Here is a 22,786-nt window from a genome sequence, read left to right as displayed (position 1 = left end):
GCGGCGTTTCGCCTGACGCGTATAACTTTTCACTTAATGGCTTAGTGCGCTAAATCCGCCAGTTTATACATTAGCGTTGTTTCTGCCGTCGCCAGCGTTAATTGGTTCGCGGTTAAATCGACCTGTGCGCCCTTGCTGAAGAGCTCGCTGAGGGTGCCGTCCAGCGCGTTAAGCTGTGGATCGGCGCACATCATTCGGGTCATCGCTAAATTTTTCACTTTTAATTCGCCGTCCGACAGTTTTCCTTCGCCGGTGAATTGATTGCACATTTTGCCGGATACCGTCATGTCCTCGCCAAAGCTGAGCTCCGGGCCGGTGACCGTTTTACCGTTTACGCTTTCCAGAACAAAGCGGTGGTGCTCCAGTTGCTCGCGTTTGACGGACACTTTTCCACTGCTCACACACCCTGTCATTATGATGCTCAGGGCGACCAGCGTGACGCTTTTCTTCATTGATATTCTCTGTAATCTGATAGTTAACACTGACTATAGTAATGATATGACCGGATAGATCTTCAGGGGTTATCCGAAAATGCTCCCCTGAGCGCAGGGGAGCGACAGGATTAGAACAGCGCGTTCGGGCAGGCTTCGCCCTTCTCAAGCTGGCTTAAGTTTTGTAACGTGGTTTCAGAGATGCTGATCAGCGCTTCTGCGGTCAGGAATGCCTGGTGCCCCGTAAACAGTACGTTATGGCAGGCCGACAGACGGCGGAAAACATCATCCTGGATAACATCGTTTGACTTATCTTCAAAGAACAGGTCGCGTTCGTTTTCATACACATCCATCCCCAGCGAGCCGATTTTCTGATTCTTCAGAGCTTCGATAGCCGCCTGGGAATCAATCAGCGCGCCACGACTGGTATTAATGACCATAACGCCATTTTTCATTTGGTCGAATGCCGCATGGTTCAGTAAATGGTAGTTTTCCGGCGTGAGCGGGCAGTGCAGGGAAATGACATCCGATTCGGCAAACAACGTTTGCAGATCCACATACTCGACGCCGAGATCAAGCGCGGCGGTGCTGGGATAGGGATCAAACGCCAGTAAACGCATTCCAAAGCCTTTCAGGATACGCAGCGCGGCGACGCCGATTTTACCGGTACCAATGACGCCAGCGGTTTTTCCGTGCATGGTAAAGCCGGTCAGTCCCTCAAGGGAAAAGTTAGCGTCGCGGGTGCGTTGATAAGCGCGGTGAATACGGCGGTTCAATGTCATCATCATGCCAATCGCATGTTCAGCGACGGCTTCCGGAGAATAAGCCGGTACGCGCACCACCTGCAAACCGAGCTCTTTTGCGGCATCCAGGTCGACATTATTAAATCCGGCGCAACGCAGCGCGATGTATTTCACGCCGTGTTTTTTCAGCTCTTCCAGTACCGGTCGGCTCCCGTCGTCATTCACGAAGATACAAACTGCTTCACATCCATTGGCGGTTTTCGCCGTTTTCTCGGTTAGCAGAAAATCAAAAAACTCCAGTTCAAAACCGAACGCTTCGTTCACTTGCTGTAGATATTTCTTGTCATACTGTTTGGTACTATAGACGGCGAGTTTCATATGACCTTCTCCAGTGATGTTTGAATCACACAAATATGCTTAAAATTATCTTACAAAAAATCAAAAATAATTGATAGTCATACATATAATGAATAATTTTAGGTTATCATTCTCCACAACGCCTCAAATAGCCGGAGGGCGCCCCTGCAACATGAACTATTAGGCTATGTACGGGCAATCATGCCAAAATAAAGAGATAGCCGACTGAATTTTTCGTTAAATCAGGAAATTAATGGCCCATGAAGGGTAAATATAAAGCCGCCCTTGCGCTACTGTTACTGCTGATTCTTATCCCTCTGACGCTACTGATGACCCTCGGGCTGTGGGTTCCCACTCTGGCGGGAATTTGGCTACCCGTCGGTACCCGTATCGCTCTGGAACAAAGTCCACGCCTGACACGTCATGGGTTAGTGATTCCCGATCTTCGCTATCTGGTCAATGATTGTTCGTTAGCGCATATTACCCAGGCGGAACTGACGCATCCCAGCCGTTGGTTGCTGAATATTAAAAGCCTTAAACTGGATGCCGCATGCCTGGCGAAACTGCCCGCTACGGAAGCTTCTCCCGCCGCGCCGCGTACGCTGGCGCAGTGGCAGTCAATGCTGCCCAATACCTGGATTAACATCGATAATGTCATTCTCGCGCCCTGGCCGGAATGGCAGGGCAAGCTGGCGATCTCCATGACGCCGGTCATTCAGCAGATACGTTATCAGGGCGAAAAAGTAAAATTTCAAGGGCAGCTACGCGGTCAGGCATTGACGGTGAGCCAACTGGAGATCGCCGCGCTGGCCAACCAGCCTCCCGTTAGCCTGGCGGGGGAATTTGTGTTGCCGCTGGTACCGGATGGCCTGCCGGTCAGCGGTCATGCGGCAGCGACCTTGCGTCTGCCGCAGGAACCGTCGCTGGTGGATGCGGAACTGGAGTGGCGTGATAACGCCGGACAGCTCATCGTGATGGCGCGAGGTAATCCTGACCCGATTCTCGATCTCCCCTGGGCGGTAACGCGTCAGCGGCTTACCATCAGCGATGGCCGCTGGAACTGGCCATATCAGGGATTCCCCTTGAGCGGACGTCTGGCTTTTAATATCGATAACTGGCAAGCCGGGCTGGATAATGCGCAAGTCAGCGGACGCCTGAATATTCTGACCCAGGGCGATGCCGGTAAAGCGAACGCTGTACTGACTATCGGCCCGGGAAAACTCAGCATGGATAGCAGTGAGATGCCTCTACAGCTTACCGGCGAGGCTAAACAGAAGGATTTAATCTTTTATGCCGTATTGCCCGCTATGTTCCGCGGCAGTCTGGCCGATCCGCAGCTCACCTTTGCACCTGGCGCATTGCTACGCTCGCGCGGGCGGGTGATTGATGCGTTAGATATTGATGAAATTCGTTGGCCGCTGGCGGGCGTTAAGGTGACGCCGCGCGGCGTTGATGGCCGATTACAGGCTATTTTACGGGCGCACGAAAATGAGATGGGCGATTTCGTTCTTCATCTTGATGGCCTGGCCAATGATTTTCTCCCTGATGCTGGTCGCTGGCGGTGGCGCTATTGGGGGCAAGGAAGCTTTACGCCAATGCGCGCCCACTGGGATATTGCCGGACAGGGCGAATGGCATGATAACACCATCAGGTTGACCAGTTTGTCCACCGGTTTTGATCAGTTGCACTATGGCGCAATGACTGTCACATCGCCAAGACTGGCGCTGAATAAACCTATTGTCTGGGTTCGCGACGCCACAACGCCGTCGCTACAGGGCGCGCTGTCTCTGGTGGCGGGGAAAACCGTATTTACCAGTGGGAGCGTGCTGCCGCCTTCTACCCTTAATTTTAGCGTTGAAGGGCGAGAGCCAACCCTGTTCCAGTTTAAAGGCGACCTTCGGGCGGGGGCGATAGGGCCGGTACGGCTGAATGGGCGCTGGGATGGCGAACGCCTTCGTGGACAGGCCTGGTGGCCGAAGCAGTCGCTTATCGTTTTCCAGCCGTTGCTTCCACCGGACTGGAAAATGACGCTGCGCGAAGGCTCACTGTATGCGCAGGTGGCTTTTTCCGCCGCACAGGGGCAGGGGTTTGAAGCAGGTGGACACGGCGTGTTAAAAGGCGGCAGCGCCTGGATGCCGGATAACAAAATCAACGGCGTCGATTTCATTCTGCCATTTCGCTTCCACAACGGCGCGTGGCAATTGGGGACGCGCGGGCCCATCTCGCTGCGTATCGCCGGGATAGTTAACCAGGTCACGGCGAAAAATATCACCGCTGATTTACAGGGCGGTTATCCCTGGAGCGAGTCGAATCCATTACTGCTAAGCGATGTCAGCGTAGACGTGCTGGGCGGTCAAATCATTATGAAACAGTTGCGAATGCCGCAGCACGACCCGGCGCTTTTGCGGGTGCAAAATATTTCATCCAGCGAATTGATTAGCGCCATAAATCCAAAGCAATTCGCCATGTCTGGTCCGGTCAGCGGCGCGCTGCCGCTGTGGCTGAACAATGAAAAATGGATAATCAAAGATGGCTGGCTTACGAATCCTGGGCCAATGACGTTGCGTATCGATAAAGATACTGCGGATGCGGTGGTGAAGGATAATGTCACGGCAGGCTCGGCGATCAACTGGCTACGTTATATGGAGATTACGCATTCGTGGACGAAAATTAACGTTGATAACCTGGGCGTACTAACGATGCAGGCGGCTATTACCGGCAAAAGCCGGGTAGATGGTAAAACCGCGATCGTTAACTTGAACTATACCCATGAAGAAAATGTGTTTACGCTGTGGCGCAGTTTGCGTTTTGGCGACAATTTACAGGCATGGCTTGAACAAAATACAGCGTTGCCGCAACCTCCTTGCCGGAAAGACAAGGACTGTGAGGATAAATAATGAAAATGAGTATTGCCATGCTGTCAGCGCTTGCGTCATTTATCGTGGTGGGCTGCACGCCACGTATTGAAGTCGCCGCGCCGGAACAGCCGATTACCATCAACATGAATGTAAAGATCGAGCATGAAATACATATCAAAGTCGATAAAGATGTTGAAGAACTCCTGAAATCACGCAGCGATCTATTCTGAGGCCATAATGAAAAAGTATTTAATGCTATGGGTGCTGACGCTGAGCTTGCTCACACCTTCTGTGTGGGCCTTAACCCTGGACGAAGCGCGCACGCAGGGCCGGGTCGGGGAAACGCTGAATGGCTATCTGGTGGCCTTAAAGAATGATGCCGAAACCCAGAAACTGGTGCTTGATATTAATCATGCCCGCCGCGCCAGTTATCAGCAGTTAGCGGATAGCAATCATCTTCCCGTGGACGAGGTGGCGAAGATGGCAGGGCAAAAACTGGTTGAGCGCGCCAGGCCGGGAGAATATGTCCAGGGAATTAATGGCAAATGGATGCGTAAATAACCGCTTCCCGACAATTTTTTTACCGCAAAATGCATTTTTATATTGGTAATTTTTGAATACGGAGGTCGTATTTACATTAGGCGAACCGGAAGGCTATTTCTATACTGTCGACTGGTATCACTATTCGCGAGAGTAACCAGGTATGACGTCTGAAAAATTATCTGCTGCTTGCCATTGTGGCAGCGTCGTGTTTACCGTTCAACTTAGCGATGGCTTTCATACCGCCAGGCGCTGCAACTGTTCGTTTTGCCGGATGCGCGGAGCGGTGGCAGTGTCTGCGCCGCTATCGGGTATTAAAGTGCTAAAAGGGCAGGATAAGCTTACCGAATATCGCTTCAATACGGGCAAGGCGGTGCATTTTTTCTGTTCGGTATGCGGGATATATACTTTTCATCAGCGCCGATCCAATCCCGATCAATATGGGGTCAATGTGGCGTGCATCGAAAATGTGTCGCCTTTTGATTTCGCCTGCGTTGAAGTCAATGATGGGGTAACGCATCCCAGCGATGGCGGCAGTAGCGGCGTGGTAGGATATTTGCGCTACGAACCGGAGACGTTGCCTCCCGTCGAAACGGGAGGCAAAAATATTTAAGCGGCCACGACGCTGTCAATCGCGGCTTTTGCATCGGCCTGAGCTTTAGCCGCCACTTCCGGCCCGTAGGCGATGCCTTCGGCAAAGACAAAATTCACGTCGGTGATACCGATAAAACCAAGGAACACTTTCAGGTAAGGCGCAATCAAATCCGTCGGGGTGTCTTTATGGATACCGCCGCGGCTGGAGAGAACCACCGCGCGTTTACCGGTTACCAGACCTTCCGGGCCTTTTTCGGTATAGCGGAAAGTGATACCGGCGCGGGCAATCAGATCAAAGTAGTTTTTCAGCTGCGTCGGGATATTGAAATTGTACATCGGCGCCGCAATAACGATGACGTCGTGGGCTTTCAGTTCAGCAATGAGTTCATCAGACAGCGCCAGAGCGTCCTGCTGACGTGGCGTTAAAGGCGCATCGCCCGGACGCATCGCGCCCACCAGCTCGCCATCCAGCACCGGAACAGGGTTGGCCGCCAGATCGCGGACAGTAATTTCATCTGCGACGTGTTTTTCGCGCCATTGTTCAATAAAATAGTCAGTCAACTGACCAGACTGAGAGTACCCTGCCAGAATACTGGATTTAAGAACTAATACCTTGCTCATGGGTGTTTCCTTTTATGTGTTTGAAGGGGCGTGCCCCGTTGCTTGTTGACACTTTATTCACAAATATGTCGCAGGGATAGCGCAATATATCGAACCCTTTGTTCGAAATTATTGAACAACACAAAAAAAGCCCCAATGTGGTACTCTATACCTATCATTTAAAACGATTTTAAACAGGCAGAATGCTGCCCAAGAGCTTTATGACTGAACAATCTACGTTGACGCTTCAGGTGTTACAGCAGCGGCTGGATGCACTGATGCTGCGCGACAAACAGCGCTTTGCGCGCCGCCTGCATGGCGTAAAGAAAGTAAAAAATCCTGATGCGCAACAGGCCATTTTCCAGACGATGGCGAAAGAAATTGAACAGGCTGTGGCGCAAGTCGCCCTCCGTGAAGCGGCGCGCCCCTCAATCACTTATCCGCAAAATCTGCCTGTTAGCCAGAAGAAACAGGACATTCTGGAAGCGGTCCGCGATCATCAGGTAGTGATCGTAGCAGGGGAAACCGGTTCCGGTAAAACCACCCAGTTGCCGAAAATTTGTATGGAACTGGGACGTGGAATTAAAGGACTTATTGGTCATACTCAGCCGCGTCGCCTGGCGGCGCGCACCGTCGCTAACCGCATTGCCGAAGAGTTGCAAACGGAGCCAGGCGGCTGCATCGGCTATAAAGTTCGTTTCAGCGATCATGTCAGTAGCAACACCATGGTCAAACTGATGACGGACGGTATCCTGCTGGCGGAAATCCAGCAGGACAGACTATTGATGCAGTATGACACCATCATTATTGATGAAGCGCATGAACGCAGCCTGAATATTGACTTCTTGCTCGGCTATCTGAAAGAGCTTCTGCCGCGTCGCCCCGATCTGAAAGTGATTATTACCTCTGCGACCATCGACCCGGAACGCTTCTCGCGCCACTTTAATAACGCGCCGATTATCGAAGTCTCTGGCCGAACGTATCCCGTAGAAGTTCGTTATCGCCCCATCGTGGAAGAGGCTGACGACACTGAACGCGATCAGCTACAGGCAATTTTCGACGCTGTTGATGAACTGGGGCGTGAAAGTCCCGGCGATATCCTGATTTTTATGAGCGGAGAGCGGGAAATCCGCGATACCGCCGATGCCCTGAACAAGCTGAACTTACGGCATACCGAAGTGTTGCCGCTGTATGCACGCTTGTCGAACAGCGAACAGAACCGCGTTTTCCAGTCGCACAGCGGACGCCGTATCGTGCTGGCGACTAACGTGGCGGAAACCTCGCTGACGGTGCCGGGTATCAAGTATGTGATCGATCCTGGCACTGCGCGCATCAGCCGCTACAGCTACCGCACTAAAGTGCAGCGCCTGCCGATTGAACCGATCTCACAGGCTTCCGCCAATCAGCGTAAAGGGCGTTGCGGACGCGTATCGGAAGGGATTTGCATTCGTCTGTATTCGGAAGATGACTTTTTGTCACGTCCGGAATTTACCGACCCGGAAATTCTACGTACCAACCTGGCGTCGGTTATTTTGCAGATGACCGCACTGGGGCTGGGTGACATCGCCGCCTTCCCGTTTGTTGAAGCGCCGGATAAGCGCAATATTCAGGATGGCGTGCGTTTGTTGGAAGAGCTGGGGGCGATTACCGCCGACGAACAGCAAACGGCATATAAGCTGACGCCGCTGGGCCGACAATTATCCCAGTTGCCGGTCGACCCGCGCCTGGCGCGTATGGTTCTGGAAGCGCAAAAGCATGGCTGTGTGCGCGAAGCGATGATCATTACTTCCGCACTCTCTATTCAGGATCCGCGCGAGCGCCCAGTGGATAAGCAGCAGGCTTCCGATGAGAAACACCGGCGCTTTCATGATAAGGAATCCGATTTTCTGGCGTTTGTTAACCTGTGGAATTACCTCGGCGAGCAACAAAAGGCCCTGTCGTCGAATCAATTCCGCCGTCTGTGTCGCACCGACTATCTGAACTATTTACGCGTGCGTGAGTGGCAGGATATCTATACCCAACTGCGTCAGGTGGTAAAAGAGCTGGGGATTCCGGTAAACAGCGAACCCGCAGAGTACCGGGAAATTCACGTTGCGTTGTTAACGGGGCTGTTGTCGCATATCGGGATGAAAGATGCCGATAAACAAGAGTACACCGGCGCGCGTAACGCCCGATTCTCTATTTTCCCCGGATCCGGTTTATTCAAAAAACCGCCGAAATGGACAATGGTCGCAGAACTGGTGGAGACCAGCCGTTTGTGGGGGCGCATCGCTGCCCGCATTGAGCCAGAATGGGTGGAACCGGTAGCCCAGCACCTGATTAAACGTTCATATAGCGAACCGCACTGGGAGCGGGCGCAAGGCGCGGTGATGGCGACGGAAAAGGTTACTGTCTACGGTCTGCCGATTGTCGCCGCGCGCAAGGTGAATTACAGCCAGATTGACCCGGCGTTGTGTCGTGAGTTGTTTATCCGCCATGCGCTGGTGGAGGGGGACTGGCAAACCCGTCATGCCTTCTTCCGTGAGAATCTGAAATTGCGTGCGGAAGTCGAGGAACTTGAGCACAAATCTCGCCGCCGCGATATCCTGGTGGATGACGATACCCTGTTTGAGTTTTATGACCAGCGTATTAGCCATGACGTTATTTCCGCCCGCCACTTTGATAGTTGGTGGAAAAAAATCAGCCGCGAGACGCCGGATCTGCTCAACTTTGAAAAAAGTATGCTGATTAAAGAAGGCGCGGAAAAAATCAGCAAACTGGATTACCCGAATTTCTGGCACCAGGGCAATCTCAAGCTGCGTTTGAGCTATCAGTTTGAACCGGGCGCGGATGCTGACGGCGTGACCGTCCATATTCCGTTGCCGCTACTTAACCAGGTTGACGAGAGCGGTTTTGAATGGCAGATCCCGGGGCTGCGCCGTGAATTAGTGATTGCGCTGATTAAATCGTTGCCAAAACCGGTACGTCGCAACTTTGTTCCGGCGCCAAACTATGCTGAAGCGTTTTTGGGTCGCGTAACGCCGCTGGAGCTGCCGCTGCTGGACGCTCTGGAGCGTGAACTGCGCCGGATGACCGGCGTCACGGTCGACCGGGAAGACTGGCATTGGGATCAGGTGCCCGGGCATCTGAAAATCACGTTTCGCGTGGTGAATGACAAAAACAAGAAACTGCAGGAAGGGCGTTCGCTCGCCGAGCTTAAAAATGCGCTGAAAGGCAAAGTGCAGGAGACGCTCTCGGCGGTGGCGGATGACGGCATCGAGCAGAGCGGGCTGCATATCTGGAGTTTCGGCGAGCTGCCGGAAAGCTACGAACAGAAACGCGGTAATTATAAAGTGAAGGCGTGGCCAGCGTTAGTGGATGAGCGTGACAGCGTCGCTATCAAATTGTTTGATAATCCGCTGGAACAACAACAGGCGATGTGGTGCGGTTTACGCCGTCTGCTGTTGCTCAATATTCCTTCACCGATTAAGTATCTGCATGAGAAATTGCCGAATAAAGCCAAGCTGGGGCTGTACTTTAACCCGTACGGCAAAGTACTGGAGTTGATTGATGACTGTATCGCCTGCGGGGTAGATAAGCTGATAGATGCCAACGGCGGGCCGGTTTGGAGCGAAGCAGGTTTCACCGCGCTGCACGAAAAGGTACGCGCCGAGCTGAATGATACTGTGGTGGATATCGCGAAGCAGGTTGAGCGGATCCTGACGACCGTATTCAATATCAATAAGCGTCTGAAAGGGCGGGTGGATATGAGCATGGCGTTGGGGCTTTCCGATATCAAGGCGCAGATGAGCGGTCTGGTATACCGTGGTTTTGTGACTGGCAACGGCTTTAAACGTCTCGGCGATACGCTGCGTTATCTGCAGGCAATTGAAAAGCGGCTGGAGAAACTGGCTGTCGATCCGCACCGCGATCGGGCGCAAATGCTGAAAGTCGAAAGCGTCCAGCAGGCGTGGCAACAATGGATAAATAAATTGCCTCCAGCGCGTCGCGAAGATGATGATGTTAAAGAGATCCGTTGGATGATTGAAGAACTGCGTGTCAGTTATTTCGCCCAACAGCTCGGTACGCCTTATCCTATTTCCGATAAGCGTATTTTACAGGCCATGGATCAGATTACGGCCTAAAAAGCCAGGCGACGACGTCTTTCAAAGCGATCCGGTACAAGTTCGGAACAAAAAGGAGGAATTATGAATACAACGCCATTTCCGGCGCTCTCTGCGGAAACATTGCTGGCGGTGAATACCGTCGGACAGTGGCTGGCGCAAAATGATTTTTCCGGCGAACAACCTTATTCGTCGGATTGCGTCGTCCTGGCGGGCAATGCGGTGATCCCCACTATCGACGCGGCCTGTCGCATCGCCAAAGCGCAAGGCGTTCCTTTACTGATTAGCGGCGGTATAGGTCATTCGACGCCGTTTTTGTACGCCGTGATTGCCCGGCATCCGCGCTACCACACTATTCGCACAACCAGACGCGCTGAAGCCGCGATCCTCGCGGATATCGCGAACCAGTTCTGGCATATTCCGGCTGAGAAAATTTGGCTGGAAGATCGGTCAACTAATTGCGGCGAAAATGCCCGTTTCTCTTGCGCACTGATCCGTCAGGCGAAAGAAAACATTAACACGGCTATCGTTGTGCAAGACCCCACCATGCAGCGGCGCACTATCGCGGCATTCCGGCGCGTGACAAACGACGACACCGATGCGCCGCGCTGGCTGAGTTTTCCTGGTTTTGTTCCGGTACTGCGCCACCTTAACGGCGGTACACGTTTTGCCAACGTTGAAGAGGGCATCTGGACGGTGGAGCGTTATCTGTCTCTGATTGCCGGCGAGCTGCCACGTTTGCGTGACGATGAAACAGGGTATGGACCGCGTGGTAAAGATTTTATCATTCACGTTGATATCCCACGCGATATTGAAAACGCATGGCAGGTATTGCAGGCAGATACGACGCTGCGCAGTGCGTTAGAACAGAGAGCGTTACGCTAAAAATCGCCCGTTTGCGAGGGTGAACGGGCAAGTGCGACCACCATCTCATAAATTTGATGAATTATTTATAAAAGCTGGTTATGTTGTCGCTTTACGGTTTTCATTCAGGACGCGCTATGGGCAATAAGTATTCCGGCCTGCAAATTGGTATTCACTGGTTAGTCTTTTTTCTGGTTATTGTGGCTTACGCCGCGATGGAACTGCGCGGTTTTGCGCCGCGTAGTTATCGGCCCTGGTTTAATATGACGCATGTTTCATGTGGTATCACTATTTTGCTTTTAATGGTGGCGCGCTTGATTATTCGGCTGAAATATCCCACGCCGCCCATTGTTCCTCGTCCAAAACCGATGATGACCGGAATGGCGCATTTAGGACATCTGGTGATTTACCTGTTATTTATCGTGCTGCCTGTTATTGGTCTGGTCATGATGTATAACCGCGGCAATCCCTGGGTCGCATTTGGCATTACTATGCCGCATGCCGCCGAAGCTAACTTTGAACGCGTAGATATGCTGAAATCCTGGCACGTCACGCTGGCGAATCTGGGCTATTTTGTTATTGGACTTCATGCCATCGCTGCTTTGATGCATCACTATTTCTGGAAAGACAATACGCTGTTACGGATGATGCCGCGTAAGCGTAACTGACCGTCCTGTATGACGTTTGCTACAGGCGGGGTTAACTGCTTCAGGCAAACAAGGCATCTATCAGAGGGGATGGCGTATTCCATACAGAAAACGCCTGCGTCTAACCAGGACCCGTGACGCAGGCGAAGGAGGACGGGTCTACATCGGAAGCGGGTATTATACTTATTTGTATGACAAATAAAATAAACAATTACTATTCCGTAATCCAATGTTTAATCAACGGGTTAAACCCACATGATCGCGCTGCCGACCGCCCGGAAGTGCCTACACTTACAATGAACGTGGCATAGTGGCGGAAAATAGCGCAACGGCGCCATGTTGCTCCAAAGTCACCTTAGCGAAATGTTCGTCCAACACGCTGCGTAACGTATCGGCTGAATCATTGGTATTACTGAATATTCCTTTCTTGTTATAAACAGCCATTAATTTCTTACCAAAAGCATTGTGAGGAACCTCTTTGCCCAGAATCGTGGCGCCAAAAAGTGTGCCGCCGGGTTTAAGCGCCATACCGGCATTTTTAATTGCCTTCGCTTTTGTTGTCATCTCACCGGGTAAGCAGTGCAGAAGATAGTACATCGAAACGGAATCGAAGCGCCCGTGCCAGTCCGCCGGGAACGTGTCGAAAACATCGTGTTGTAGTGTGGCGCGGATTTTCGTATTACCCACTCGGCTGGCGGCTATTTTCAGGCTATCCGGATTTAAATCCATCAGCGAAATGGCATGAGTCGCAGGTGCATGTTTCAGGTAATAACCTGTACCTACGCCAATATCCAGGTGAGTCTCGCCCATGTGATGCAGGAAGAAAGGAAGTAGTCGCGTATCAGTAGGACGCTTCCATGCATATTTGTTTGAGATATTGAGTACCCACCAGTCATATAAGCTAAGCGTGAATGGGTTATAGACTTTTGCGCCTGATTGTTGTGTATGCTTCATTGTTCTCTCACTAAATAATTTCGCGCTGGAATTAAAACAACGAAGCAATCGTTAGGCAAAGCATTAATCAGGCGAGTGAGTAATTTAATGCGATGAATAAAGGAGATATTATGAATTAAGCGGCTATCTTAAAGAATATAGAGGATAATAATAGCTGATAAATGAATTGAACAGTCATATTATTATAAGCTGATAATTAATAATCGTTGATGTACGCGTATTAAGCCCTTTGATAATAACAATGCAATTAAATGCAGGAAGAACAATATTTATTTAAACACATAAAGCGATTATTGCACATTAATTGATATTTTAAATGTTACGCTGAGATAGCCATCTTTATTTAATATCACCTACCTGGAGGCGATATGATTGAGGTTTTTGAAGCGTTTGGCTGGACCTTACTTTTAGGCGGTCTGGCAGTGGCAGTACTGTTTATCACTGCACTGGATAAAAAACGGTAATCATTGCATTTGACGCGCCTGTTGAGTCGGTATTACAAATAACTGTACCTGAAATCTACCACTTCTGAAGTTTGCGATATTTTGCCATTCTGACGGCAAGGGATAATCCTGACTAAAGTTACCGCCGCTTACCAACCAGACACGATGGTAACTTTTTGAAAGCGTTGTCAGAGTATCAATATATGTCTGATCGGCTTGCGCATAAAACAGTGAACCAAAGCCATAGGCATTCGGTCTGCCTGATGTTCCATGAGCGTTAGGCGGTGTATAAAGAAACGTACGATAATCTCGCTTATTATAATACACATAACTTAAATAATCGAACATTTTACTGACTACCACGGCATCATTAGGCTGGTGACGGGTATTAATATAGTTTACCAGTGGTTTAAACTCGTCTATGTGCTCAGGGTTATTATGATATGAACCATAGCCGAATAATAAGGTGAATAAGATAAACCAGAAGCCACAAACCGCTTTTTTTGCGCGGGTAAGTAATACCGCGAGCAGGGGAGGAATGCTCAGCGATGAGAAGAAGAAATAACGATCGATAAATAACGGCATCCACCAGGAAATGATGAAGACCAGCATTACAGGGATGACCAGATTACAAAATAATATCAGCTGATATCTTTCATATTCTCCGTTGCATAAAGATATTCGCCCCACAGTACCGATAAAACCTCCCACAGCCAGCCACAGAATGAACGACGGAAAACCCTGTCCGTTGTTTCTGGTAAAAAAATGCAAATACATCGCAGGCAGGTCACGCCATGTTACGGGGGGAATCCAACCGATATCATTACCGGCTCTCAACTGCGCCAGATGAGTCAGTAAATTAAACAATACGGGCAACCAGGGGAGATAAGCGACAGCAATCGCCAGGTTAGCAAACCACCAGCCAGGAAGTTTAAGGTAGCAGGCCGTTTTATGGCTTTGGCAGGATAATATTGTTACTGCGATCCAGTGGGCAATAAGTGTAAATAGGGTGAAATAATGGGTGTAAAAGCTGAACGTCATAAGTAAAGCATACGCGATAAGATAGCGATTATGGGTGGGTGTTTTTATCCACATCATCAATGCTAACGCGGCAGCGAGCGTTAGCATTCCCATTAACGCGTACATGCGCGTTTCTTGACTGTAATGAACTGCCATCGGCATCAGGGCGGCGAACCATCCCGCCAATAAGGCTGTACGTTCATTTGCCAGCCATCGCGTAAGCGCGATAACCAGCACAACTGTCAGGATCCCAAAGAGTAGACTGAGAGAGCGTACCGCTGCAATGCTATCACCCAATAATATGATCCAGTCATGCAGTAACAGATAATAAAGCGGGGGATGCACGTCAAAAGCGGTATGGAATAGCAGATTATCTACGCTATGTCGACTAATCAGCACGCTGGACGCTTCGTCACACCAAAGGTAGCGGTCAGTTAAAAACAGCAACCGTATAAGGACGGAGAATATGACAATGAGACAAACATGATATTTATACTTTATTTTTCTTAACCCATCGCCGGGCTGCCATATTGATAGTTGTGGTAGCGCCATAATATCCTCAATGGAGTAAGACTTAGACCAGAATGGACACCTAACGCAATAATGAAGGTTAAAATCTTAACCAACACTAAATAAAAATAACTTTGATAATGTCAGTGGTGAATTAATCAGAATAGTGCAGTGCAACTCAGTAACCCTGACCGTAATGGCGAAGCAGTCTATGCTCTAAAAACCGGGTCAAACCGACGATAAAGGTAACGCCAATAAGATACACTATGGCGGCAAAAAGGTAAGCATGGAAGAATTTAAAGCTGGTTGCAGCAACCTCCTGAATTCGCGCGAAAAACTCAGTATATTGGATAAGAAAAACGATGGTGCTGTCTTTAAGGTTATTAATCACCTGATTCGTTAAGGCTGGAATGGAAGACAGCAATACCTGAGGCAGTATAATCCACAAAAAGACCTGCCGTTTGTTCAACCCCTGAACGACTGCTGCCTCCGTTTCATACTTATTCAATGCGTTATAGGCCGTTGTCATGTACGCGGCATTATATGCGCCGACATTCAAGGTAAAACCTGTAACCGCCACGGTAAAAGAGGACAGGTGAATGCCAGATTGAGGTAAACCATAATAGATAACAAATAGAATAAGAATGAGTGGCGTACCGATAAAGAAATCCATGTACAGTCGAGTTATGGCTTTTACCACGGGGCGATGGCTCAGGCTCAGAAAGAAAATAATAATTCCCCACAAAAAACCGGTGATGGAAACAATCAGCGCAAGTTTACAGGTTTCTTTAATACCGTCCACAACAAGTGGCAGTTGTTCAGTCAGGTCATTAAAGAAGAGAGACCAGCCAGCGATCATCGTTGTGCCTCGCTAAAAAAACAGTGGATATCTGGATCCGTTTCTCGTAAGGCAAGATCGGTAAAAGCGCCTTCTGCACGAATCTTGCCATGATTAAGAAACGTTACGTTATCGCTTAGTAATCTGGCGAGGCGAATATCATGAGTGACGCATAATATAGTGACGCCATTGTCGTGAAGTTGCTTGATCAACATTCCGACTTCACGAGTCATGAGCGGATCAAGCGCAGACGTCGGCTCATCAAAAATAATGAGTTCTGGGTCGGTGACCATTGTACGGGCCAGGGCGACGCGCTGTTGCTGGCCGCCCGATAATTGCGAAGGGTATTTCGCGCTATGCGAGGCCATATCAAGTTTTTGTAGCTCATGTAAGGCTTTCTCCCGGGCTAGTTGTCCCGGCATGCCAAACACTTTACATAGGGCAAGGGTAATATTATCCATGACGTTAAGATGGCGATACAAAGCGTAATTCTGGAAGACACAACTAACTTTTTTTCTGAACTCAAGAATAGTAAATTCTTTGTCGTAAATATTTTTCCCGTGAAAATAAATATTGCCATAATCAGGTTCTTCTAATCGAAGCAGACAGCGTAAAAGCGTCGTTTTTCCACAACCTGATGGCCCCATGACTACTTTCATGTCTCCCGATTGAATTTTCAGACTAACCGTATCAAGAACCTTTTTTCCTGAATATTCCTTACTTATCTCTTTTAGTTTCAGTAAAGCCATGAGTATCACCTCTATTTTTATGGTTCAACTGATGCGATATTTTTTCTCAAACACTCCGGCCAGAAGAGTAAAAACTTTATAAATAATGAAATATAATACCCCGGCAAGAGTATAGATCTGTAACCCGTTCAGCGTGATGGCTGTCAGTGACATTGCCTGCTTCGTTATTTCAGCGATACCTACAGTATAAGCAAAGGGCGTCGCTTTTAATACAGAAGAAAACTCATTGATAATACCGGGCACAGAAAATCGCAACATCTGTGGCAGTTCAATATTTATTATAACCTGTAATTGACGCATTCCTGCTACTTTCGCTACCGTAATTTCGTATGGCTCAACTAATTTAAGCGCCCCTCTGAACACCTCGGCAAGATAGCTCCCACTGATTAAGCCGACGCTGAGGTTCATGGCCACCAGAGGTGAAACATATATGCCAATCGATGGCAATCCAAAATAAACAAGAAAAACAGCAATAAGTATTGGAATTCCCCGAAGAATAAAGACCAGTACGTCGAGTATCTTCTGTAGTGGAAGGGGGGATAGTCGCCGTAATACGGCGACTGTAAGCCTAAACAAAAACGCTGAGAGAAAACAGGTAAATGTTACAAGCAGCGTATTACCAATCCCTTCCAATAGGAAATAAAAGATAGCCAGCATATTACCTGATGACATAGCTTACTATTTCATCCAGCTATCGACAATGCCAGATATTTTTTGTGGCCCTTGCTCTTTAAGCCATAAGTTGAAATCATCGCGCACGGGAGAGCCTTTCTTAAAGGCAATGCCAAGCTGATCAACATTCTTGAAAACATAACGGCTTTCTATCGGCATCTTTTTCTTATTTTTGAAGGTAAAATAAACCGGCTCTTCTATAAAAGCCAGATCAAGATTGCCATTTTTTAGATCAGCCATCGTCTCATTATAGGTTGGATACAATTTTACTTTACTTAACGAGTAGTATCCTTTGGGCTCCAGATCGTTTTTGATAAGGTCGGAGTAAGCCATTCCTCGAGGGTATCCAATAGAATATTGATTTAATTCATTGAGGTTATTGAGCGTTATTTTATGATTGGCCATACTGACCAGATAAAAAGAGTTGATGTAATAAGGTTCAGAGAAATCAATAACTTTCTTACGTTTATCTGTGATTGAAATTCCCGAAAATGCTACATCTGCCTGACCACTCGCCACTGCGCCAAGCATTCCATCCCAGGCATATTCGGTGATGTTTAGCTTACAATGCCGTGACTGACAGTAAGACGAAAAAAGCTCCAGATCTATCCCCTGCAATTTGCCATCAGCACTTTTAAATAACATAGGGGGAGAGGCTGGTGATACTGCGACATTGAGTGTTCTCCCTTCAACGATGCTATCAGCAAACGCTGAAGACGACATTATTCCCAACACTATCATCGATAAGCCAAATTTTTTGGATAACATGCTATCTATTTCCTGTAGTAAGGTAATGCGTATTATAAATTAAGCATTAGGGCGTGAGCCTGACATTTGCAGGCGTAAAGTACTTAACGTTATGTATTCCATCGCTGTTAAGTAATTTAATCAGGAGGTTTGACAGGAATCATCAAAGGGAATGGATTGAATATACCATAAGATATCAACTGGATATGAGTGCAGCGACACCATGAAAGGTGAAAATGTAAAGATACCATAGACATTAGTATACTGGACATAGTTTATGCTCCATTTACGCATACATATTTACATGATAAGCAGATAAATGCTTCAGTGACGGTGCCTTTCATGTCTCTAATTATCATCTTACCACTCTATCCAGGGCCAATATAAAGACTTATCTTTTCTTGTCAAATACATTTTTTGAGCTAAGTTGATTTGCGTGCTATCTATATTTACAAGCATATAAATTATTTGTCTCATGAACAAACGACAACAAGTCAGGATTTTTGACGATGTTGTTATGTTTATCAAAACGTTAACTTGTTTTAATCGATGATAATCTTAATTCAGAAATATCTGAATATATACGGTTGTTGAGATAAAATTCTCAAATTAACATCGTACATCTTATGTAATAAATATAAATACGATTAATAAATCCAAAACTGAGACTGACAACCGGATAACAAACAGCAATAAAGAGGGTTCTTCATTAAGTTATCCTGGCAACGATTAAGGTGATAACATTTTCGGTGGCTTTACCCATTTTAATCGTGTTCACAGCCGTTAATTACCTTATGATTACCATGGTAATTAAAAATGAATCCTTAATGACTCGTTGGCTGAGTGAAAAAAAATTCTACATCACATAGGCGCATGTATCGCGTATAATGGGCTCCGATACCCCTAATTATTGCTATGACATAATGATATGTATCTTAACCGCTTTTGTTATTTACTCCTGATCTTCGCTGCGGTCGGAAGCATTTTTACATCGCATCCCGTCGCGATGTGGTTCCTGCTCGCCAATGTGCTAACGCTGGCGATCTACGGTATAGACAAAACGGCGGCACGTAAAACCTGGCGCAGAGTGCCGGAATCCACTTTGTTGGTGTTTGGGGTTGTCGGTGAGTGGCCTGGGGCGATTGTTGGTCAACAACTCTTCCGTCATAAAACGCAAAAGCAGCCATTCAAAACATACTTTATTGTCAGTGTGATAGTGAGTATTTTAGTTACGGTGGCGATTTATCGACCCTATCCATTTTTGTCTTACTGAACATAGACTATGTATCACTTATTGACCAATCGGCAGCAAAGATAGCATCATATTTTCATACCACCGGCACTATGATATTGAGCTGTGTTTTGCTCAAGGCGTACCGCAGCCGATGGAACTTTATTCAGTGGAATAATGATGAGCTATAAAACTTTCTAACATTATGGCAAAACAATGATGGACTTCCTGGGTTGGATGGACAAGGTCGTTGAAGACGTATTGCGGACATATATCTAGCTGAGGGTCTTTAGCCCCGGGAACATGTACATAGCCGTGGTGAGTATAAGGGTTTTCCGTATTATAACCAATATTACTGGCCGCCTCCATTATCACCTTAAATGCATCGGCAGTCTCGTAATAGCATATTTTATGCTGGGGGTATTTTTCTTTTAATTCTTCAACATTAGTTTTTAACAGGGCATTGTGAGCGATGCTTTCATCCTTAAGCTTTCTTTTTTCATCAGAATGTTTGCCATAAGGTGTTAAAGACAAATCGGGAATCCCCATGACCAGAACATTATTAACTCCACCGGAAATTATTTTTTCAATATCATCAATTTGTTGCTCAACGACCATTATTACATTATCTTTGTGTAGTGTCATATAGTCATTAGCCCCCAATAAAAATATCGCCAGGTCCTGGTGAGAAGGGGTGTAAGATGCGACTTGTCTATCCGTATTTGATACAAAGTCACCGATGCAATTAAAGCAGGAATAGCTTGCCGATGTACTTCCCCCTTCAGCAAAATTAAGCATCTCTTTACCTAAGAAGTGTGGAGATGATAAAAACTCAGTCCAGGTAAATCCATTAGTAAACCTTCCGCCAAAGTATTGACCATAGGAGGGTAAGATATGATGTGTTTTTTCAAACATACGCCCTAAGGAGTCAGACAAGCTGTCGCCAAAAAATACCAGTCTGGTAATATCACCCAAAGAAATATTTTTGGGCTTGGGATGTGATTTATTGATTTCTTTGGCAAGACCAAAAGCTTCCGGATGACATTCAACCTCAATAGATAAAATATTGTCACCATTATCATCTTTAATAATCAACTTATCGGCGTGTTCCTGTGATTCTATAATAAACTGTTCTTTACATCCCTGAGACGCTAAGGCTCGAAGTTTGATGTAGGCTCCGCGAACCTGTACCGGTGTTAGATTCAGTTCCTGATGGTGGTAAAGATTAAAGATACATTCGAGCGCCTCTGCATGGTGGGTGGTAAAGAAATATGCTTTGATTTTCTCCCATAAACTTAATTCCGGAAGGCGTGCGCTTTCTTTTATCGCATTAAATTTTTCAGAACTGATAGATGATGTGAAATAACCCTGTCCAACACTCAATGGCATAGTGTCCTCCTTACTTTATTAAACACGCTTTAGCAAATAATTAATTAGCAAATATTAGCAAGAAAAGTAATCAGGTAAATGGTGTATATGGAATTACGCTTCTTTAACAGTTTTTCGTCGCCAATAAAATACATACAATGTTTATTGTTTTTCAACGAAGTAAATATATCATCAACAACGTGAGGTTAATACCTGGTACATATTATCTGACTGCTATCATTATTGAGTGTGCGCCTGGCTAAGGCAAAGATCTAAAAAAGAAGCCACTCCTGATTTTAGTATGCTGGCGTGAGTATGAGCTGGCTTGATACTCAGGAAAAACAGACAAACTTATCATCCGACTATTATTGCTAAAGTGCTAGTGTTTTATGTGACATTTTGATTTCTATTTTCATATTAAATATTTCTTAAGTGAGTTAACTATAATGAATGATGATTCAATTATTAAAAACTCTTCGATGCTTTTGGCCTATTTAGGTGGTTTGGGATGGGGAAGCGCCTATTTTTATGGCTGGGGCGTCTCCGCGTACTATGGTTTCCCGTGGTGGTATGTAGGCGTCGGCCCTGACAACATTGCCCGAAGTCTATTCCATGCGATTAGCCTGATGGCTATATTCATAATAGCGTGGGGAGTGGGTATTCTATTATTTTTTCTAGTAAAGCAAAAAGTACGTATCCACGACCTTAGCTTTTTACGTCTTTTTTTGGCAGCGGTTTTGTTCTTTATTCCAATTGTTATCGAGTTTTCTCTCTTAACAGAATCGTTTTTGTGGGAGCTTTTTTTTATCATTTTACTGGTGGCTTTATGCTTATCGGTGGGGATGCGTTTTTATAGTAAATTGATGCCGGTGATTTGTTTTACGCAACTCAGTTGGGTGCGAAGGCATTGTTTCACTATAGTTATGCTTGGTTTTATTATATATTTTTTTATATTTTCTTTTTTTGTTGGGATCTATAAACCACAATTAAAGAAAGAATACGAAATGATATTGTATGATGGAGGCTGGTACTACGTCCTGGCCAGATATCATGATAGTTTTATTTTGTCGAAATCCTTTACTAAAAATAACAATAGATTTATTATTTTTAGACCAGAAGATGGGCACTCTTATGAAATTACTCTGGTAAAAGTCAGGCTTTAATAAAATGCTGGTTGGCAAGAGCGTGAAATGACGGCAGAACTTCCCATAGCAACGATTGAGGAAAGAACTGAGCGCCCATATCTGTAGGATGTGGAATAGCAATGCCGGGAAGGACATGGCATGACACTTTATCTGACATTACCATTTGAGTGACAGGTTAGCAGATGTTTCAGGCCAAACCCAAGTTGAACTGGAGCGCTCAGAAGCCGATTACCTACATAACAAATATTGGCCGCAAGCTTATGCTGTGGGCGGAATATACGACCGCTATTATCCAGACTGGCTGTTAACTTATTTATTTTCCCATAGTAACCTATAACAGGCCTCCCTGAGGCATTGGCTAGCATCTGTGCATTGGAAAAACAGGCTCCATTTGCACTATAGCAACTTATAAATTTTATTTCCTCATGAGAGTTGCTAATATGGCGGATTGATTTTGAAAGTGATGATGACTGACTTGCACCGGAACCGTACCGATTTTCATGTTGAACAACAAAAGGAGCACCATGTTTACAAATCGAAATAGGCATGGATTATTACCTGAGATTGGTTTCAAATTAACAATAATGATGACGCTTTTGGGTATTAAAAATCTTTCAAATAACGCTCATTTGATTTTTTGTCCACATTGACTAAGCCTGGAAAGACACAGGGTTAAGATATTTTCGCTACCCGTCGGCGGTGTATCGCAGTTGTGATGTTACGTTCTTACAAGACTGACATCTGCATATCATAACCTTTATTCATTACCACCTGGTGAGTAAATAAAAACTATTAAGCAAATATTTACTTCTGGGTAATGGGACTGGATTTACCGGCATTACCTCTGTGCCCCAGTCGGGCAGAACATTGCAGCTTAGAAAGAAAGCTTTGGTGTTTATTGTCTGTGGCCTGAAAAAGTTCCCATGAGCTGAATATGCTGAATGTGAACTGATTCTTGATGGTCTATGCCGGAAATCTATAAGCTATTGATTTTTATATTGTGTGTAATTTTACAATTACATAAACATAAAATTCTGATAGTATACCCCCCTATAGTATATGGAGGTCGAATGCCGCATTCACCTGAAGATAAAAAACGTATCCTTACCCGTGTTCGTCGCATACGCGGGCAGGTCGAAGCGCTGGAGCGGGCGCTTGAGTCTGGCGAACCTTGTCTGGCGATTCTGCAACAGATTGCCGCCGTGCGCGGCGCGTCTAATGGCCTGATGAGTGAAATGGTTGAAATCCATCTGAAAGATGAGCTGGTCAGCGGGGAGACTACGCCAGATCAGCGCGCGGTTCGGATGGCGGAAATCGGCCATCTTCTTCGCGCTTATCTAAAATAACAATTTCCCTCACCGTAACAGGAAGA

At 46.9% G+C, this 22,786-nt stretch carries 21 protein-coding genes; 10 read left to right on the top strand and 11 right to left on the bottom strand.

Translation table 11 applies throughout. The features are described 5' to 3' along the window. Nucleotides 1–41: 41 nt before the first annotated feature. Entirely contained in the window at nt 42–452 is a 411-nt protein-coding gene (hslJ, locus tag ACQ29O_RS11340) for a heat shock protein HslJ (RefSeq protein WP_000750316.1), read from the bottom strand. A gap of 110 nt (nt 453–562) precedes the next feature. Next, nucleotides 563–1,552 carry a D-lactate dehydrogenase gene (gene ldhA / locus ACQ29O_RS11335; protein WP_000762206.1) on the bottom strand — a complete coding sequence of 330 codons (990 nt, stop codon included), beginning with the start codon at nt 1,550–1,552 and terminating at the stop codon, nt 563–565. A 239-nt stretch (nt 1,553–1,791) separates the two neighbouring features. On the opposite strand from ldhA, the gene ACQ29O_RS11330 reads away from it, so the two are divergent. The 4 genes from ACQ29O_RS11330 to ACQ29O_RS11315 all read left to right on the top strand — a co-directional run bounded on the left by ACQ29O_RS11330 (nt 1,792) and on the right by ACQ29O_RS11315 (nt 5,542). Next, nucleotides 1,792–4,428: a YdbH family protein gene (locus ACQ29O_RS11330; RefSeq protein WP_000677010.1), complete on the top strand. Its 2,637-nt coding sequence runs from the start codon at nt 1,792–1,794 to the stop codon at nt 4,426–4,428. Further along, nucleotides 4,428–4,619 carry a YnbE family lipoprotein gene (locus ACQ29O_RS11325; RefSeq protein WP_000784063.1) on the top strand — a complete coding sequence of 64 codons (192 nt, stop codon included), beginning with the start codon at nt 4,428–4,430 and terminating at the stop codon, nt 4,617–4,619. Before ACQ29O_RS11330 ends, ACQ29O_RS11325 begins: the two co-directional genes overlap by 1 nt. 7 nt (nt 4,620–4,626) lie before the next feature. Beyond that, nucleotides 4,627–4,950 (top strand): YdbL family protein, encoded by a 324-nt coding sequence (locus tag ACQ29O_RS11320; protein WP_000760414.1) that lies wholly within the window; start codon nt 4,627–4,629, stop codon nt 4,948–4,950. 142 nt (nt 4,951–5,092) lie between these two features. After that, nucleotides 5,093–5,542 carry a GFA family protein gene (locus ACQ29O_RS11315; RefSeq protein ID WP_001531579.1) on the top strand — a complete coding sequence of 150 codons (450 nt, stop codon included), beginning with the start codon at nt 5,093–5,095 and terminating at the stop codon, nt 5,540–5,542. Here ACQ29O_RS11315 and azoR read toward each other — a convergent pair. Then, entirely contained in the window at nt 5,539–6,144 is a 606-nt protein-coding gene (azoR, locus tag ACQ29O_RS11310; RefSeq protein ID WP_000048924.1) for an FMN-dependent NADH-azoreductase, read from the bottom strand. The two genes, ACQ29O_RS11315 and azoR, sit on opposite strands and share 4 nt — an antisense overlap. Nucleotides 6,145–6,344: 200 nt before the next feature. Here azoR and hrpA point away from each other — a divergent pair, with 200 nt between their 5' ends. The 3 genes from hrpA (at nt 6,345) to cybB (ending at nt 11,758) form a co-directional block, all read left to right on the top strand. Continuing rightward, nucleotides 6,345–10,247 (top strand): ATP-dependent RNA helicase HrpA, encoded by a 3,903-nt coding sequence (gene hrpA, locus ACQ29O_RS11305; RefSeq protein ID WP_001574290.1) that lies wholly within the window; start codon nt 6,345–6,347, stop codon nt 10,245–10,247. A 63-nt stretch (nt 10,248–10,310) separates the two neighbouring features. Then, nucleotides 10,311–11,111: a YdcF family protein gene (locus ACQ29O_RS11300; RefSeq protein ID WP_001098509.1), complete on the top strand. Its 801-nt coding sequence runs from the start codon at nt 10,311–10,313 to the stop codon at nt 11,109–11,111. Between the two features lie 116 nt (nt 11,112–11,227). Then, entirely contained in the window at nt 11,228–11,758 is a 531-nt protein-coding gene (cybB, locus tag ACQ29O_RS11295; protein ID WP_000527280.1) for a cytochrome b561, read from the top strand. Nucleotides 11,759–12,028: 270 nt separating this feature from the next. Here the strand turns inward: cybB and ACQ29O_RS11290 are convergent, their stop codons facing one another. The 6 genes from ACQ29O_RS11290 to ACQ29O_RS11265 form a co-directional block, all read right to left on the bottom strand. Continuing rightward, nucleotides 12,029–12,691: a class I SAM-dependent methyltransferase gene (locus ACQ29O_RS11290; RefSeq protein WP_001576082.1), complete on the bottom strand. Its 663-nt coding sequence runs from the start codon at nt 12,689–12,691 to the stop codon at nt 12,029–12,031. Between the two features lie 464 nt (nt 12,692–13,155). Beyond that, entirely contained in the window at nt 13,156–14,706 is a 1,551-nt protein-coding gene (locus tag ACQ29O_RS11285; RefSeq protein ID WP_001746680.1) for a glycosyltransferase family 39 protein, read from the bottom strand. 136 nt (nt 14,707–14,842) lie between these two features. Next, nucleotides 14,843–15,523 carry an amino acid ABC transporter permease gene (locus ACQ29O_RS11280; RefSeq protein ID WP_000560166.1) on the bottom strand — a complete coding sequence of 227 codons (681 nt, stop codon included), beginning with the start codon at nt 15,521–15,523 and terminating at the stop codon, nt 14,843–14,845. Continuing rightward, nucleotides 15,520–16,251, bottom strand: coding sequence for an amino acid ABC transporter ATP-binding protein (locus tag ACQ29O_RS11275; protein WP_020936988.1), 732 nt, complete (start codon nt 16,249–16,251; stop codon nt 15,520–15,522). The genes ACQ29O_RS11280 and ACQ29O_RS11275 overlap by 4 nt, the downstream gene beginning before the upstream one ends. Before the next feature lie 24 nt (nt 16,252–16,275). Next, nucleotides 16,276–16,923 (bottom strand): amino acid ABC transporter permease, encoded by a 648-nt coding sequence (locus ACQ29O_RS11270; protein ID WP_000094450.1) that lies wholly within the window; start codon nt 16,921–16,923, stop codon nt 16,276–16,278. Nucleotides 16,924–16,929: 6 nt separating this feature from the next. Next, nucleotides 16,930–17,691, bottom strand: coding sequence for a transporter substrate-binding domain-containing protein (locus ACQ29O_RS11265; RefSeq protein ID WP_000949374.1), 762 nt, complete (start codon nt 17,689–17,691; stop codon nt 16,930–16,932). Between the two features lie 907 nt (nt 17,692–18,598). Between ACQ29O_RS11265 and ACQ29O_RS11260 the strand changes: the two genes are divergently transcribed. Next, the gene (locus ACQ29O_RS11260) at nt 18,599–18,943 is read left to right on the top strand and encodes a DUF1294 domain-containing protein (protein ID WP_253336053.1); all 345 of its coding nucleotides are present in this window, start codon (nt 18,599–18,601) and stop codon (nt 18,941–18,943) included. Nucleotides 18,944–19,063: 120 nt separating this feature from the next. Here the strand turns inward: ACQ29O_RS11260 and sseJ are convergent, their stop codons facing one another. Next, a complete protein-coding gene (sseJ, locus tag ACQ29O_RS11255; protein ID WP_001131426.1) occupies nt 19,064–20,290 on the bottom strand; it encodes an SPI-2 type III secretion system effector SseJ in 1,227 nt (408 codons plus the stop codon). Between the two features lie 425 nt (nt 20,291–20,715). Between sseJ and ACQ29O_RS11250 the strand changes: the two genes are divergently transcribed. After that, complete coding sequence (locus tag ACQ29O_RS11250) at nt 20,716–21,432, top strand: hypothetical protein (RefSeq protein WP_001576085.1); 717 nt, start codon at nt 20,716–20,718, stop codon at nt 21,430–21,432. 128 nt (nt 21,433–21,560) lie between these two features. Here ACQ29O_RS11250 and steB read toward each other — a convergent pair whose 3' ends face one another. Then, nucleotides 21,561–21,962, bottom strand: a complete 402-nt coding sequence (gene steB / locus ACQ29O_RS11245; protein WP_001540100.1) for a type III secretion system effector SteB — start codon at nt 21,960–21,962, stop codon at nt 21,561–21,563. Nucleotides 21,963–22,484: 522 nt separating this feature from the next. Between steB and ACQ29O_RS11240 the strand changes: the two genes are divergently transcribed. After that, nucleotides 22,485–22,760, top strand: coding sequence for a metal/formaldehyde-sensitive transcriptional repressor (locus tag ACQ29O_RS11240; protein WP_001120770.1), 276 nt, complete (start codon nt 22,485–22,487; stop codon nt 22,758–22,760). The last annotated feature ends 26 nt before the right edge of the window (nt 22,761–22,786 follow it).

Source organism: Salmonella sp. GDC200615 (genome assembly GCF_050574145.1).
GTDB classification, from domain to species: Bacteria; Pseudomonadota; Gammaproteobacteria; order Enterobacterales; family Enterobacteriaceae; genus Salmonella; species Salmonella enterica.
Note: the sequence above shows the minus strand (reverse complement) of the source record. Positions and strands in the feature narration are given on the sequence as shown.